This window comes from Orrella sp. 11846 (genome assembly GCF_048820935.1).
Taxonomy (GTDB): Bacteria; Pseudomonadota; Gammaproteobacteria; order Burkholderiales; family Burkholderiaceae_B; genus Algicoccus.
In genome coordinates, this window is record NZ_JBMERD010000005.1 from 1 (window position 1) to 16469 (window position 16469).

Genomic DNA, 16469 nt, shown 5'->3' on the forward strand with positions numbered 1-16469 from the left:
TAGGCGTCAACTTCCCAACTCTGCCGAGGGTCATTGAAAAAGCAACTTAATTATTGAGCAAGTGGCTCAAATGAGGTTGACACGTTCCGCAGCTTATGCGTGTCAAATATTCAAAATCTAGATGAATCAACAACGGGTCGGATACGTCACATCACTTATGTCCAGATTATGAGTCCGGTGTTGAATACAAACGACGAGGTGACAGGGCTATTGGTGGGTGAGTTGAGGCTAGACCATTTGTTTGTGTGGTTTGATGATTTGCTTCATAACACGTCACCAGATGCTCAACTTGAAGTATTTAATACCGCGGGCGAACGTTTGTTTCCTGTGAATGGTGTCTTGTTGCCAAAAGAGGTCCAAACTGCACTTAACAAGACATCAGCCGAAAACTCATCACCAGCATTTGTCGAGCAAGTCGAAGGTGGGGTGTTTGTGAATCGGACGATGTATCCCATTACCGTGTTTGAAGGGACGCTCATCCGCCCCTACACCGTGAGCGCGCAAGGTCAATGGACCTCAAATGCCAGAGCTTTAAACTGGCAAGCGCAAATCTTTCTGTCGAAGGCAGCGTGGTTTCCAAAGTCGATACTTGCCCAACCTTGGGCGCAGGGTGTTTTGGGGGTTTTGCTAATTGGTTTGGCGGTTGGTTGTTGGTTGCTAGCACGGACCCAACGTATGCGTGCTTGGGTGGCTAGTATGCAAACTCGATATGCTGATGAACTAAGCGATCTGTATGAAAATGCACCCGTCTGCTATCAGTCAGTCGGTGCGGATGGTTATTACGTCCGCATGAATCAGACCGGCTTGGATTGGCTTGGTTATACCCGTGAAGAGGTCATCGGAAAAATGCATTATCGCGAGATTTTGCAGCCGGAGATGGATGCTTATGGCAACCTAAAAGAGGATTATCTAGACATCTTGTCACAGCCACAGGGTGTTTTACAGGATTATCCCATGTGGATGCGCCGTAAAGACGGTAGCCACTTTCCAGTGTCTTTGTCGGCCAGCTTGGTACATGACGATCGTCAGCGACTTTTATTGGTGCGAACCAGTATTACGGATCGGACACATCGCTATCAGCTCGAAGAGCGCTTGCGTGAACTGGCTTACACCGACGAGCTCACTGGTGCCATTAACCGTCGACAGTTTTTTGCGATGTCAGAGATGATTCTGAAGCGGGGTGAGCGTGAGAATACGCATCATGTGTTGCTGGCACTGGATATCGATCATTTCAAACGGGTCAATGACACCTATGGGCATGACATCGGTGATGAAACCCTCAAAGTGTTTGTGAAGACTTGCGTGCAAAGTGTACGCACATCAGATCTGGTGGCCCGTTTGGGCGGCGAGGAGTTTTCTATTCTGTTGCTTAATCAGACGATGGAAACAGGGCTGGTGGTTGCTGAACGGATCAGAGCCAATGTGCAAGCACTGAAGATGCCCATGAAAGATGGTTCGGTTTTGCAATTCACGGTATCTATTGGTGTTAGCACCTTGACCACCACGATTGGTTTGGACGCCGCGTTGAAATTGGCCGATGAAAGACTGTATGCGGCCAAGGCGATGGGACGAAACCGTGTCGTGTCGACATCAGAAACGGATGCTGAATGATTCACAGTCCATCAAAGCGCGTGAGGCTTAGGTGTTTGGTGGCATAAGCTGTTGGATGACGGCCTGAATCTGACGATCCTGTAATTGACCCAATGAGATTTTTTTGCTTCGGCTGGTTTGCCCTGAAACTAGTTGGACGGCTGATTTGGGTAACTTTAAAGTGTCTGCAAACCATTTCAAGAGGGCGGCATTGGCCTTGCCATCGACGGGTGGCGACATGATGGCCATTTTAAGCGCCTCACCATGCTCACCAATCACTCGGGTCGTTCTGGCACCGGGTTGCAAACGAATGTGAATGATCAAGCCACGCTGGCTGTTATCTGCCCAAACGGGCAACTGAAAATTCGTGTCAGACATGTTTTTCCTAAGAATTCGCTATATTCAGACTCTAGTAGTGTAGTCTGAGTCCGTCTGTCGGATCTGATGATTCGAGGCGGACTCGGTGTGATCACTGCATATGGTCTCTTTTTTGAAGATACAAGGCAAAGCGCTTTACGGTCTTCGTTTGACGCGCTTTGTAGAGCCAATGGTGAATTTCGATGAAACACGAAGCAAACCCCGAGCACGATTTGCATTTGCATGAGCAAGGATTGAAAACTTCAGCAGAATCCATTTCAGAATGGGCGATATTTTGGCGGGCCTTCAGTTATTTTGGTGCAATTGTCTTGGTTATGCTCTTGGTGGCTTGGCCTGGATATAGCGAACTGATGGCGGCTCGTCGTGATTCACAAATTGAAGCACAACAAGCGTATCTGAAGCTATTTGAGCAAAAAACCAATCAAGAAATTCATACTACGGGCTCCATTATCAAACTGATGTCACGCTTAATGCTGACTCATTTTGCGACGACACAAGCTGGTCGCCAACCAGAAGATTGGTTGGGTTTTCAGGATCATTTGCGTCGAGTTAAACGAACATTTCCCTTTCTATCGAGTTTGCGTCTCTATGATGAACGGGGTGGTTTGATCATCTCGTTAGTCGATACGTCCAGAACGGCTGATGCGTTTGATCAGCGTTCTGCGAGTCTGGCCATGGCGCAGATGAAAAATATGCCTTACACAGATTTAATGTCGGCTTTGTATGTTTCGAATGTGCGTACCTATGGTGAGCAGTCGTTGTCCAAAGAGTTCGATGCCTCTTTTGTGCAGATGATCAGCCCGGTCCTTAACGAGCAAGGAAATATTACTGGCTTTGTGGCCGGAGAAATTGGTCTGGACTCTTTGATTGTTTGGTTGGATCAGCTACTACAAAGTACTTTGACAGGCGCTTCACTTGAAGTCTTTGATACAGCTGGCAGACGTTTGTTTCCTGTCCGAGATGCGTTGTACGGGGAGTATTTTGATACGGATCAGCATGAATCGCTGGTCAGACAAATATTTGCGCCTGTACAGATTGTGAATGATGGGGTTGTTGTCACGCAAGCTGTGTTTCCGATGGAAGCGTTTAAAGCCACACTGATTCAGCCAGTCACACTGAATGCAGATGATCAATTTACGCAAAATCAGACTGGTCTGGTTTGGCACTTGCGCATTTTTATTCCAAAGTCTGCGTGGCTTTCTAAAACAATTCTCGCTCAACCTTGGGTACAAGCGGCGCTCGTGTTTTTATTGATTGCATTGGCGATTGGATGCTGGTCGCTAGCGCGCACGCAACGAGTCCGAGCATTGGTGGGGAAAATGCAGGCACAATACGCTGAAGAACTCTCAGACTTATATGAAAACGCACCTGTGTGCTACCAATCTGTGGGTGCGGATGGTTATTACCTGCGCATGAATCAGACTGGCTTGGACTGGCTGGGCTATCGCCGTGAAGAAGTTGTCGGGAAGCTGCATTACAGTGAGATCCTTCAACCCGATCATGATAGTTACGGGAATATCCGTGAAGATCATCTAGTTGCGTTGCAGTCACAAGGGGCTTTGATCGATTATCCAATGTGGATGCAAAGAAAAGATGGCAGTCGTTTTCCGGTGTCATTGTCGGCCAGTCTGATGTACGACGATCAGGGGCAATTGCTCATGACCCGAAGCAGTATTACGGATATGTCGCAAAGGCGCTTGTTAGAGGACCGTTTGCATGAGATGGCTTATACGGATGAGTTAACTGGTGCCATCAATCGACGACAGTTTTTTGCCTTGTCAGACATGATTCTTCGACAAGGTGAGCGTGAAGGTGCGCATCACGTTTTATTGGGGCTTGATATTGACCATTTCAAAGACGTCAATGACACCTACGGCCATGCCGTTGGCGATCAAGCATTGATTGAGTTTGTGCGCACTTGCCTGAAAAATGTTCGCCCGTCCGATTTGGTAGCCAGACTGGGTGGAGAAGAGTTTTCTATCTTGTTGGCTAATATCGATTTAGAAGTCGGCTTAGCGGTTGCTGAACGTATTCGGACTCAGGTTCAGGCTTTAGAAGTACCAGTTGATGACGGTTCTGTGCTGCATTTCACTGTTTCGATTGGACTTGTGTCATTGACCGCTGAAACGGGTTTGGTGGCGGCGTTAAAGGCAGCAGACAAAATGTTGTATATCGCAAAAACTCAAGGGCGTAATCAGGTGGTTTACACATCAGAGCGAATTTGATTTTATTGTAAGCTTGATCTGTGTCATGTGTGTGCTCAGAAAACTTTGTCGAATTATTGGAATTTGAGCGATAATACTTACAGCCATCTGAAATCATCGATAGGCATAAAAGTCATTGAATTGTTTGATTATTTTTTGCCGCGTGATGTGGTGTGTTTGTAATTTTCTGGGAGAAATGCAATGAGTGGCATGATGAAAGCAGCTGTTTTTGTTGAACCGGGTCGGATTGAGCTTGTTGATAAGCGCATTCCTGATGTGGGGCCTAATGATGCACTGATCCGCATTACGACCACGACGATTTGCGGGACGGATATTCATATTCTCAAAGGCGAGTATCCTGTTGAAAAAGGCTTGACCATTGGTCATGAACCTGTGGGTGTGATTGAAAAGCTCGGTAGCGCTGTGCGTGGCTACCGTGAAGGTCAGCGGGTGATTGCGGGTGCTATCTGCCCGAACTTTAATTCCTATGCCGCACAGGATGGTGCGCCATCACAAGATGGTTCATACCTGACGTATGACCATGATCACAGTAATTGTGCTCACGTACATGGGTATCACGCTACGGCTGGCTGGCGTTTTGGGAACAAGATTGATGGAACACAAGCTGAATATGTTCTGGTGCCAGATGCGCAAGCAAACTTGGCACCTGTACCCGATGGCCTGACAGACGAAGAGGTTTTGATGTGCCCCGACATTATGTCGACCGGTTTTGTGGGTGCAGAAAACGCCAATATTAAAATCGGTGATACCGTCGTGATCTTTGCACAAGGTCCAATCGGATTGTGCGCAACCGCTGGTGCCCGTTTGTTGGGTGCAACCACAATTATCGCTGTGGACGGCAATGATCACCGTCTAGGAATCGCCAAGCAGCTGGGCGCGGACGTCACACTGAACTTCAAAAACTGCGATGTGGTGGATGAAGTGATGAAGTTGACACACGGGCGTGGTGCCGATTCGGCGATTGAAGCTTTGGGTCTTCAGCAAACATTTTCGGATGCGTTGCGCTGCATTAAACCTGGTGGCACGTTGTCTAGCTTGGGTGTTTATTCAGAAGATCTGACAATTCCGATGAGCGCGTTTGCAGCTGGTCTGGGTGATCACACGATTCGTACAGCCCTGTGCCCAGGTGGTAAAGAGCGCATGCGTCGTTTGATGAATGTCATCGATTCTCATCGTCTTGATTTGGGTCTGCTCGTCACGCACCAGTATGCATTGGATGACATCGTTGAGGCCTACGATTTGTTTGGCAACCAACGTGATGGTGTGCTCAAGATTGCCGTTAAGCCTTAATCCTACAGACCGCTTTTAGATAAGTCACGGGCCGCCTCTTAAACAGGTGGCCCGTGGCTTTTTGGGTTTGAGACAAGCTGAATTCCATGTCTGAATGTAGGCGTATGATAGTCATGTGCGCCTTGTGGATATTGGGCCTTTGACGGGGTGCTGTCACTTAAGCTGACAGGTAGGCCGATGAATTGTTTTTAGGAGAGTTTTATGAGCGAGATGCGTCGCGAAACAGATAGTATGGGCGAAATTATGGTGCCCGCCGATAAGCTCTGGGGAGCGCAAACACAACGCTCAATCCAGTATTTCAGCATCGGCCGTGAAATCATGCCATCTGAATTGATTCAGGCATTCGCGTATCTAAAAAAAGCGGCTGCCATTGTGAACCACGCGGGTGGGCGCCTTCCAAAAACACAATGTGATTTGATTGTGCAGGTTTGTGATGAGTTGATTGCTGGTGAACATGAAGACATGTTTCCTTTGCACGTCTGGATGACGGGCAGTGGTACGCAGTTCAACATGAATATCAACGAGGTGATTTCAAACCGCGCTTGCCAGATCGCTGGTACAGAGGTGGGCAGTAAAAAACCTGTGCACCCGAACGATCATGTGAATATGTCCCAGTCTTCCAATGACACGTTCCCGACAGCGATGTATATGGCCAGCGTCATGCAGGCACAGAATCATTTGATTCCAGCTGTGCAAGCGTTGCGTGATGCCATGGCAGAAAAGGCCGAGGAGTGGGCTGATATTGTCAAAATTGGGCGTACACACTTGCAAGATGCAACCCCTCTGACTCTAGGGCAGGAGTGGTCGGGCTTTGTGGGGATGCTGGATGACAACTTGCAGTGGATTGAGCGCGCTGTTCAGGATTTGTATGCGCTGACTTTAGGTGGCACGGCCGTTGGTACCGGTATTAATGCGGCACCCGGTTTTGATATGGCTGCAGCCATTGAGATTGCTCGCTTGACAGGTATTCCGTTTGTGACTGCGCCCAATAAATTCACTACGCAAGGGTCACATGATGCCTTAGTCAACTTTTCTGGCACTCTGAGAACACTGGCGAACTCGCTCTTTAAGATCGCTAATGACATTCGACTTGAAGCAGGTGGCCCGCGCGCTGGTTTGGCTGAGCTGGAGTTGCCAGAAAATGAGCCAGGTTCTTCAATCATGCCGGGTAAAGTCAATCCAACACAGGCTGAAGCACTGACCATGCTGTCGCTACAAGTGATGGCTAATGACGTGGCAGTTGGAATGGGTGGCTCAGGCGGTCATATGCAGATGAACGTTTACAAGCCTTTGATGATCTACAACGTTTTGCAGTCTATCCGGTTGTTGGCAGATGGCAGCACAAACTTCCGTAAGTTCTTAGTCGAAGGCATCAAAGCCAATCGTAAACGCATTCAAGCGTACGTGGATCAATCGTTGATGCTAGTCACTGCACTGGCGCCTGTGATTGGTTACGACAAAGCCTCAGAAATTGCTCATCATGCGATGCACAACGATATGACGCTGAAAGATGCTGCATTAGCTCTGAAGCATATCGAAGAAGCGGAATTTGATCGTATCGTGGATCCCAGCAAAATGGTGACACCGTACGTGGCAGGTAACGAGTAAAACTGAGTTCAGGTCTGTCCAGCCAGAGGGTGTCGGACAGATCTGATAAAAATAACACCCAAAAGAAAATAAACCTTTGAGCTCCAATTCTTTGATTGCTCGATATCCTTCTTCCCTCGAGAACGATCTTAATTGTTGTGATTGTTTTCTCTGTGCTAGATACGATTCGCAAATGTCCGCGATATCAGTTCGGTTGAGAGCATTTTTGAATAATCGTCCCATCATTTCAGATAATCGATCTGAAATGATGGGATAGATTGTAGTGTGATGTTGCTTAGAAGTATGAATCGTCTTCGTGTGCACGAGGTTGTGAGACCAAGACGTCCACTTTGGCCAGATTCAGAATAGATTGTGTAAAGCTGCCTAGCAGACGGTCACGTGTTGCGTGATGACCTTGTTTACCCGTAATCATCAGATCACACTGTAAGCGTTCCTGTGCTTTGGGGATGCAAGTTGTGATATCACCTTCTAGAAGCTCCACGCTGAACTGATCCTCAGTCAAGCCCGCTTTCTTCGCTAGGTTAGTGAGCTCTTCAGTGGCCTGATCATAGGCGGTGTTGCGCAGTGTTTCAATCTGTTCTTTACGAATTAGGGCCAAACGAGACATATCCTCAAGTGCAGTTTCTAATACGTTGACTAGCACGTAGTGGGCATCCGGTGCGTAGCGTCTAGCAGCACGAATGACAGAAGGTGTGGTCTTTGAGAAATCAACCAGCAACATGGCTTTTTCATAATCACGGGCTTCTTGAGTTTTGACGACCAGAACTGGTGCGGGTGATTCGTGTAAGACCGCCATGGTGGTGCTGCCGATCAGCATTCGACGAATCGCGCCAAGGCCTTCGGAGCTCACAACAATCAGTTCAGCTTCATCTTCCTCAGCTTGTTCCGCAATCTCAATACTGGGTTGGCCAAGTCGTATGCGAGTCACGACGTTTAATTCACGTCCGACCATCAAACGATTAACGGTTTGATTTAAGGCTTGAGTCTGACGTTGGATACTTTCGTTTTCGACGTTTTTGGAGGAAGGACCGATTAGACCCTGTAGGCTAAAGACCAGATCCCGAGGCACCACGTGTAACACCGTGCATTCTGAACCGTTAAGTTGCGCTAGAGCCAATCCTCGAGAAATGGCGGCCATGGAGGGTTCTGATAAGTCGGTTGCAACCAGAATGGTGTTTAGATCTTTCATACTTTTTCCTTGATGGTGTTGATAGGCACACCCTGAGGGCGCTGCGATGGCGATCACATATAGGTCAAGCGCGACCAAAGTCAGACATCAGAACGAGAGCAAATGTTGATTTAGAGATGATCCTGTGTTGATCTGACTTTTTGTCATCCCATCCACTCTAAGGACAGTATATCCCTTCGTCTCTCTAAATAGGCAGGCAAAGCGTGACTTAGATTGGAGACGACTAGTGTTCACGGCCTAGTCCATCCAGAATTGAGCAGTCTGCGTATTCATCATTGGCACATTGATTCACGAGATGCTGGAGTGTATCGGCCATGTGTTGAAGGCTTTCAATTTTTTGATGCAAAGTCTCAAGATGGGTTTGCGCTAGCTTGCGTACCTGCGCACTTTGCCGCTTTTGGTCATTCCATAATTCCATCAGTGCCTGAATCTCAGCGATTGAAAATCCGAGTTCTCGGGCACGCCGAATAAAGGACAGTTGCTTTAAGTTTTGTTGGGTATACAGTCGATAGCCTTGTGGACCTCGTTGAATTGGGGGTAGCAGTCCAATCTCTTCGTAATAACGAATCATCTTGGCGCTGACCCCACTTTGCGTGGCAGCTTGTCCGATATTCATGCCGCAGTACCTGATTGTGTGGATACCACTGCAGGCGGTGTAAAGCGTCTTAGACGCAAGGCGTTGGAGACCACAAAGACACTGGACAACGCCATGGCACCGGCGGCAAACATCGGGGATAACAAAACACCGTAAGCGGGATAGAGCACACCGGCCGCAATGGGAATCAGTGCGGTGTTGTACGCAAAGGCCCAGAACAGGTTCTGGCTAATGTTGCCCATGGTGGCTTTTGACAGAGCGATCGCATTGGGGACTGCTTGCAGATTACCGGTCATTAACACGACATCGGCTGCTTCCATGGCAATATCTGTACCAGTACCAACAGCCAGACCGACATCGGCTTGAGCCAGGGCGGGGGCATCATTAATACCATCACCAATAAAAGCTAAGCAACCATGTGTGGCTTGTAAACGCTTCACCGCATCGACCTTGCCGTCGGGCAAGACTTGTGCCACCACTTCATCAATGCCGAGTTGATCGGCAATAGCACGTGCTGTTTTTTCGTTGTCACCGGTAATCATGGCGACTTTGAGGCCAAGCTTGTGCAAGGCATCAATGGCTGCAGGTGTGGTGGGCTTGATAGGATCTGACACCGCAATGAGTGCGGCTAGCTTTCCATCAATGGCCGCATAAAGTGGCGACTTACCTTGTTCGGCCAAGGTATGCGCTTGTGATTCAAACACCTGTGTGTCGATGTTGAGTGAATCCATAAAGTGGCGGGCACCGATTTCGACATGATAGGTTGTATTGGCATCGTGACCATTGCTCAATGACGCTTGTACGGTTGCACGCACGCCTAATCCGGTTAGGGAATTAAAGTCTGTGACCTGAACGTTGGGCACATCTTTGGCTTTGGATGCCTCCACGATGGCGCGTGCAATTGGGTGTTCAGATTGCGCTTCCACACCCGCTACCAAAGTGAGGATATCGAACTCATTAAAATCCGGGGTTAAATGCAGATCCGTGAGTGTTGGCTTGCCTTCAGTCAGGGTGCCGGTTTTATCGACTGCTACGATTTTGGCATCGCGAAGTTGTTGCAATGCCTGGCCTTTACGAAACAAAATGCCTAACTGAGCACCACGTCCGGTTCCAACCATGATTGAGGTCGGTGTGGCCAAACCCATGGCGCAAGGGCAAGCAATAATGAGCACCGCAACACCGTTGACCAGTGCAAACGTGAGTGCAGGTGTGGGCCCAAAAATTAGCCAAACTAAAAAGGTGAGTACAGCAGCGGCCATAACAGCCGGCACAAACCAGAGCGTGATTTTGTCGACCATCGCTTGAATTGGCAGCTTGGTGCCTTGCGCTTGTTCGACCATGCGGATGATTTGCGACAGTACAGTATCTTGACCGACAGCACTGGCACGAATAGTCAATGCACCCTTCTGGTTCACCGTGGCGCCCACAACGTGACTACCCGGTGTTTTCTCAACTGGGATGGGCTCACCCGTGATCATTGATTCGTCAACATAACTAGCGCCTTCGACGACTTCGGCATCGACCGCAATACGTTCACCAGGACGCACAGAAATCAGGTCGCCCGGTTTAACTTCGTCGATCGGTACCTCAATAAACTCGCCATTGCGTGACACACGGGCAGTTCGGGCTTGTAGGCCGATCAGACGTTGAATGGCTTCAGAGGTTCGCCCTTTGGCGCGGGCTTCCATATAACGGCCAAGCAAAATGAGCGTCACAATCACTGCGGCTGCTTCGAAATACACGTTGACCGTACCTTCAGGCAACAGATGTGGGAAGAAGGTCGCCACCACAGAAAACCCATAGGCTGAAAGGGTCCCGACTGCAACCAATGAGTTCATGTCAGGCCCCCCATTCAATAAGGCGGGGAAGCCTTTGGCAAAAAAGACTCGGCCGGGACCCACTAACACCAAAGTGGTTAGTACAAATTGGATTAACCAGTTATTGGTCTGCCCTAGGGTGGCATTCAGCCAATGGTGAAAGGGCGGAATCATGTGCGAACCCATTTCCATGACAAAAACGGGCACAGTGAGAATGAGCGCGATAATGAGATCACGTTGCAACGTGGCTTGTTCTTTGTCACGTTTTTCTTGAGCTTGGCGCTCAGCCGCTTCTCTGGCTTCAGACTGCACCTGTGCCGGAAAACCAATGCGAGTGCTAGCTGCAATGAGTGTCTGGATAGGCGCGCTGCCCGTCACTGTAGCCGTATTAGTTGCCAAATTGACATGGGCTTGCGTCACGCCAGGGATTCTGCTTAAAACGCGCTCGACTCGACCGACACAAGACGCACAGGTCATGCCTTCAATATTGAGGGTGATCGTTTCAGGCCGCACATCAAAACCAAGTTTACGCACTGATTCAACCAAGGCTTCATGCGAGATATCAGCGCTGCCGGCCACTTGGGCTTTTTCTGTTGCAAGGTTGACGGCTACTGAATCCACACCCGGTACGTTTGAAAGTCCGCGTTCCACGCGTTTGACGCAGGATGCACAGGTCATGCCTTCAATCGACAGGGAAAGTTGCGTAACAGGTGGCGTATTGCCAACTGTTGGTGTCACAGTTGGGGTGGCAAGGACTTGAGTCATGATGATTTGATCAAGGATTTGATTTAATGATGACTTAAGGATAAACCTTCCCACGATGGAAAGGTCAAGCGCTGACTAAAAGATTGCATATCAGTGCACGGCTTCAAGTCCCAACAGTCTATAGAATAGTGACTTGATTGGTGTGTTTTGGAACTATGTGCGAGACGCACGGTCTTTATCTCATTACATTTAGAGCTTGGGAGTCACTGTTGGCAGGATTCACAAAATGGGTGTTTCGGCTTTTGCCGACTGTGCTTCTCACGGGTTGCGTGGGTTTGCCTTCAGTCGGACCCGACTATGAAGGGGTTGCTTATCCGGGCGCCAATGAATGGGTGACGGTGAGCTCAATTTATGAGCCAGTTTCGTCCGAGCAGATTGAAACGGTGCTGGCGAGCTGGTGGACGCAGTTGAGTGACCCGCAGCTCGATCAGCTGATTGCCCAAGCGCTTAAAAATAATCAGGACATTGCGCAAGCCCGTGCCCGCTTATTGCAAGCCCGTGCTAGGCGAGATGTGGCCGTGAGCGATTTGTATCCTTCGCTCGGTGCGCGTGGGTCGGTTGCGCCGACGAATTACGGCTCTTCACGACAAGCAGACCGAACACAATTTGATGCAGGATTCGATGCCAGCTGGGAAGTCGATGTGTTTGGCGGCAATCGCCGAGGTCTGCAAGCGGCACAAGCTCAGCAGGAAGGGGCGTTGGCGAGCTTGCACAATGTGCAGGTGACAATTGCCGCCGAAGTGGCACAAAACTATGTGGATTTACGTAATGCCCAACATCGTTTAGGCCTAGTGCGTCGCAATATCCGAATGCAACAAGATGCTTTACAAATCGCACGCTGGCGTTATGAAGCGGGTTTGGTGCGTCAGACAGACGTTGATCAAGCGCGGGCAAATCTTGCACAAACGCAGGCAGGTCTGCCAGATCTTGAAATCAGTGTGGCGCGGGCAGCTAACCGACTTGCAGTCTTGGTGGGTGAAACCCCCGGTACATTACAAAATTTATTGGAAACATCAGGTGCTTTACCGTCGGTACCGGACACAATTGGTACCGCCATTCCGGTCAAGGTACTCACGCAACGCCCTGATGTGCGAGTCGCTGAGCGAGATCTGGCGGCGCAAACAGCACTGATTGGACAGCAACTCGCTCAACGCTATCCGAGTCTTGATTTGAGTGGGTCTTTTAGTTGGGCTGCCTATAGTTTGAGTGGATTGGGCACGATCGATGTGTTTGTGAGCCGTCTGGTGGCTCGTTTAGCGATGGTGTTGTTTGACGCAGGACGTCTTAAAAATCTGGTTGAAGCACAGACTCAGGCGCAACAGGCTGCACTCGCTAACTATGAGTCGGTCATACTCACTGCTTTAGAAGAGGTGGAAAACGCATTGTTAGCGCATGCGCTGTCACGAGAAAAAACACGCGCCTGGCGTCAAGCTGCGGCGGCCTCTTCGAGTGCCGCGACTCAGTCTTTGCAGCTTTATCAGAGTGGTTTGGTCGATTTTGAGCAAGTGTTGTTAACACAACGTACCGAATTGAGTGCACAAGACAGTCTGGCACAAGCCCGGGCTAATGAAGTGACAACACTTATCCAGCTCTATAAAGCCCTGGGTGGTGGCTGGCAGCCAGAAACAGAGAACGAGGCGTCTGCACAAACAAAGCCTGCTGAGACTGTCACGGCCCCGTCTAAGACCAGCACTCAAGCTGCACCGCTGTAAAGGAATGATTGAAAATGACGCAGAATAAAACAACGGCTGAAACAACAAAAACAGAAACAACAAAAACTGATCAGAACACGCAGACACTGAGCACCCACGCTTTGAGTGAAGCACTGAAAGTGGGTGGTTCGCGTCGCGGTGGTTGGCGTAAATGGTTTGCAGCGCTGATTGTGCTTGTGCTCTTGGCTGGCTTATACCTGTGGTGGGCAGGCGATGAGACCGCCAAGGTGAGTTATCTGACACAAACTGTGCAAAGGGGTGAATTGGTCGTCACCGCGACAGCAACAGGTACGTTGCAACCGACACAGTCCGTTGAAGTCGGCTCAGAATTGTCCGGCACGGTTGAAACTGTCTTGGTGCAAGAAAATGATCAAGTGAAGCAAGGTCAGTTGCTAGCAAGCCTTGATACCTCAAAACTGCACGATGCCATCACACGGTCTGAAGCCTCATTAGCCGCTGCACATGCGCAGGTGGCCGTGGCCGCTGCGACGGTTCAAGAAGCACAAGCGACGTACTCTCGCATGGAAGACGTGCATCGTCGTTCTGGTGGCAAAGTACCTGCCGCCACGGAGATGGAAGTGGCTCAGGCGGCATTGGCACGCGCCAAAGCCAATGAACAAGCGGCCAAAGCCAATGTGCAACAAATGGATGCCGAACTTAAAACCAACCAAACTAACCTAGAAAAAGCGCAGATTCGTTCACCCGTGGATGGGGTGGTTCTGAAACGTCAGGTTGAACCGGGTAATACCGTGGTGGCTTCGATGTCGGCACCCGTGCTGTTTATGATTGCTCAGGATCTGGCGCAAATGGAGTTGCAGGTCAATGTGGATGAGGCGGATGTCGCCACGATTGTGCCGGGCTTGGATGCGACTTTTACCGTGTCTGCTTGGGCAGGTCGTGAGTTTGCCGCACAAATTGAACGAGTCGGCTTAGGATCCACGACCACCGATAACGTGGTGACCTATAAAACAATCTTACAAGTCGATAATGAAGATTTGGCCTTACGCCCAGGCATGACGGCTACAGCAACCATTTTCACTGCTCGCGCCCAAGATGCGTTGTTAGTACCCAATGCGGCATTGCGCTACACCCCTCAAGAAGCACCGCAAGCCGCGTCTTCAGGCAGCAGCTTCGTCTCAAGACTGGTGCCTATGCGCATGCCACGCCCTAAAACAGTCTCGCCACGAGAAGAAAAGGGTATGCGTAGTGGACAGGTGTGGGTGCTTGAGCGCGGTGTCCCGGTGGCAGTGCCTGTGCAGATTGGTCTAACCAATGGTCGCTTGACTGAGGTGACCGGCGGTGACTTGAGGGTCGGTGCGGACGTCGTTGTGGGGCAGGAGTTACAGCGATGAGTAGCCAGGCTCAGCAACCCTTGATTCAGCTGCGAGGTGTCACTAAAACATACGGACAGGGTGCACTTGCGTTTGATGCGTTGAAGTCTGTGGACTTAGACATTGGGCAAGGTGAGTTTGTGGCGATCATGGGCCCCAGCGGATCAGGTAAATCGACGGCCATGAACATCATGGGATGCCTCGATGTGGTGAGCCAAGGCGAGTACTTGTTTCAGGGGATTCCAGTTCATTCGTTGGATCGCAATCAGCGGGCCATTCTAAGACGTACCGCACTAGGGTTTGTGTTTCAAGGTTTTAACTTATTGGCGCGTACAAGCGCACTAGAAAACGTCGAGTTGCCTTTGCTATATCGGGGCGAATCCGTCGCACAACGACGCTTGATGGCGCAGCAAGCCCTAGAGAAAGTCGGACTGAAAGGTTGGGAGCGCAACACGCCGGCTGAACTGTCGGGTGGTCAGCAACAGCGGGTGGCGATTGCGCGCGGCATTGTGACCAATCCCCTCGTACTTTTAGCGGATGAACCCACCGGCAATCTGGATACGGCACGCAGTCAAGAAATCATGGCGTTGTTGTCAGATTTGAATTATGAGCGTGGTATCACGGTTTTGATGGTCACACATGAACCTGAAATGGCCGCGTACGCGCATCGGATTGTGACGTTTGTCGATGGTGAAGTGCGCAGTGATGAAATAAATCCTGATGTGATGGTACCAGCGACACGGGAGGTGGATTCCCATGTGGGGTAATGCGCTGCTTTTAGCTTTGCGAGCTATCCGCCGAAATCTACTGCGCTCATTTCTGACGGTGCTGGGCATTGTCATTGGCGTGGGCGCGGTGGTGACCATGGTGACTTTGGGAAATGGCGCAACTTTGATGGTGTCACAAAGTATTTCGAGTTTGGGGAGCAATCTTTTGGTGTTGCGTCCAACCCAGCGCTTGGGGCCGAGCAGTGATTTGGCGGGCTCCAGTGCCTTCAAAATACAGGATGTTCAGGCTTTGGCAGAGCAAGTGCCCAGTTTGAAAGCGGTTGCGCCTTCTGTGAGTCGCACCATTACTTTGGTGGCGAATGGTCAGAACTGGTCTTCGAACGTCGTTGGCAGTGACAATGAATACTTTGTGACTGGGAACTGGTCGTTGGCGGATGGACGCATGTTCACCGATGATGAACTCAATGGTGGCCGTGCGGTTTGCGTGATTGGACAGACCGTACGTCAAGAACTCTTTGGTCAAACCAATCCGATTGGCGATCGGGTTCGAATTCGCAACTTTGATTGTGAAATCATTGGACTACTTGCTCCCAAAGGGCAGGGTGCGATGGGTATGGATCAAGATGACATGGTGCTCTTGCCTTTGGCGACTGCGCAGCGTCGGATTTCAGGTAACACCAATGTGCAGTCAATTTTGTTGTCCATGACCGATACAGCAGATGTCGATATGACGACAAACAATATCAATCAGTTGATGCGTGAACGGCGCAAACTTGCGCCAGGTGAGCCAAACAACTTTAACGTGATGGACACCAAACAGATTGCACAAACATTGTCTGGCACGATTCGGACGATGACAGGATTGTTGGGGGCGGTGGCTGCGGTGAGCTTGCTAGTGGGCGGAATCGGCATTATGAACATTATGTTGGTGTCGGTGACTGAGCGGACCCGGGAAATTGGGATACGTCTGGCTGTCGGTGCGCTTGAGCGTGAAGTGTTGCTGCAGTTTCTAATTGAAGCGGTTGTGTTATCTGCAATTGGTGGCGTGGCTGGTCTTGTGTTTGCGTTATTTGCCTGCCTAGCTGTGACATCGCTGATGGGGATGCCTTTCTTATTTAACCCAGGCATCAACTTACTGGCCTTTGTGTTTTCTGCGGCGATCGGTGTGGTATTTGGGTATTTTCCGGCGCGCCGTGCTGCGCAACTCAACCCGATTGATGCGTTGAGGCATGAATAAACAG

Annotated in this window: 12 protein-coding genes; 8 read left to right on the forward strand and 4 right to left on the reverse strand. The window is 50.0% G+C overall.

Going from position 1 to position 16469, the window contains the following annotated elements:
• Window positions 1-180: 180 nt before the first annotated feature.
• Window positions 181-1611: a sensor domain-containing diguanylate cyclase gene (locus ACOI06_RS05295; RefSeq protein ID WP_420661478.1), complete on the forward strand. Its 1431-nt coding sequence runs from the start codon at window positions 181-183 to the stop codon at window positions 1609-1611.
• A gap of 27 nt (window positions 1612-1638) precedes the next feature.
• Here the strand turns inward: ACOI06_RS05295 and ACOI06_RS05300 are convergent, their stop codons facing one another.
• Entirely contained in the window at window positions 1639-1968 is a 330-nt protein-coding gene (locus tag ACOI06_RS05300; protein WP_420661479.1) for a DUF167 domain-containing protein, read from the reverse strand.
• 182 nt (window positions 1969-2150) lie between these two features.
• Between ACOI06_RS05300 and ACOI06_RS05305 the strand changes: the two genes are divergently transcribed.
• The 3 genes from ACOI06_RS05305 to fumC all read left to right on the forward strand — a co-directional run bounded on the left by ACOI06_RS05305 (window position 2151) and on the right by fumC (window position 7091).
• Window positions 2151-4193: a diguanylate cyclase gene (locus tag ACOI06_RS05305; protein WP_420661480.1), complete on the forward strand. Its 2043-nt coding sequence runs from the start codon at window positions 2151-2153 to the stop codon at window positions 4191-4193.
• Window positions 4194-4373: 180 nt separating this feature from the next.
• Complete coding sequence (locus ACOI06_RS05310; protein ID WP_420661481.1) at window positions 4374-5483, forward strand: NAD(P)-dependent alcohol dehydrogenase; 1110 nt, start codon at window positions 4374-4376, stop codon at window positions 5481-5483.
• A 201-nt stretch (window positions 5484-5684) separates the two neighbouring features.
• The gene (gene fumC, locus ACOI06_RS05315; RefSeq protein WP_420661482.1) at window positions 5685-7091 is read left to right on the forward strand and encodes a class II fumarate hydratase; all 1407 of its coding nucleotides are present in this window, start codon (window positions 5685-5687) and stop codon (window positions 7089-7091) included.
• Window positions 7092-7365: 274 nt separating this feature from the next.
• Here the strand turns inward: fumC and ACOI06_RS05320 are convergent, their stop codons facing one another.
• The 3 genes from ACOI06_RS05320 to ACOI06_RS05330 all read right to left on the reverse strand — a co-directional run bounded on the left by ACOI06_RS05320 (window position 7366) and on the right by ACOI06_RS05330 (window position 11457).
• Complete coding sequence (locus ACOI06_RS05320; RefSeq protein WP_420661483.1) at window positions 7366-8280, reverse strand: universal stress protein; 915 nt, start codon at window positions 8278-8280, stop codon at window positions 7366-7368.
• Between the two features lie 223 nt (window positions 8281-8503).
• Window positions 8504-8896 (reverse strand): Cu(I)-responsive transcriptional regulator, encoded by a 393-nt coding sequence (cueR, locus tag ACOI06_RS05325; protein WP_420661484.1) that lies wholly within the window; start codon window positions 8894-8896, stop codon window positions 8504-8506.
• Complete coding sequence (locus ACOI06_RS05330; RefSeq protein ID WP_420661485.1) at window positions 8893-11457, reverse strand: heavy metal translocating P-type ATPase; 2565 nt, start codon at window positions 11455-11457, stop codon at window positions 8893-8895. The genes cueR and ACOI06_RS05330 overlap by 4 nt, the downstream gene beginning before the upstream one ends.
• 209 nt (window positions 11458-11666) lie before the next feature.
• Between ACOI06_RS05330 and ACOI06_RS05335 the strand changes: the two genes are divergently transcribed.
• From ACOI06_RS05335 to ACOI06_RS05350, 4 genes are read left to right on the forward strand one after another with little or no spacing between them, the layout of a single operon-like run.
• Window positions 11667-13169: an efflux transporter outer membrane subunit gene (locus ACOI06_RS05335; protein ID WP_420661486.1), complete on the forward strand. Its 1503-nt coding sequence runs from the start codon at window positions 11667-11669 to the stop codon at window positions 13167-13169.
• 14 nt (window positions 13170-13183) lie between these two features.
• Window positions 13184-14521, forward strand: a complete 1338-nt coding sequence (locus ACOI06_RS05340; protein WP_420661487.1) for an efflux RND transporter periplasmic adaptor subunit — start codon at window positions 13184-13186, stop codon at window positions 14519-14521.
• The gene (locus tag ACOI06_RS05345; protein WP_420661488.1) at window positions 14518-15267 is read left to right on the forward strand and encodes an ABC transporter ATP-binding protein; all 750 of its coding nucleotides are present in this window, start codon (window positions 14518-14520) and stop codon (window positions 15265-15267) included. Before ACOI06_RS05340 ends, ACOI06_RS05345 begins: the two co-directional genes overlap by 4 nt.
• Window positions 15257-16465 (forward strand): ABC transporter permease, encoded by a 1209-nt coding sequence (locus ACOI06_RS05350; RefSeq protein WP_420661489.1) that lies wholly within the window; start codon window positions 15257-15259, stop codon window positions 16463-16465. The genes ACOI06_RS05345 and ACOI06_RS05350 overlap by 11 nt, the downstream gene beginning before the upstream one ends.
• The last annotated feature ends 4 nt before the right edge of the window (window positions 16466-16469 follow it).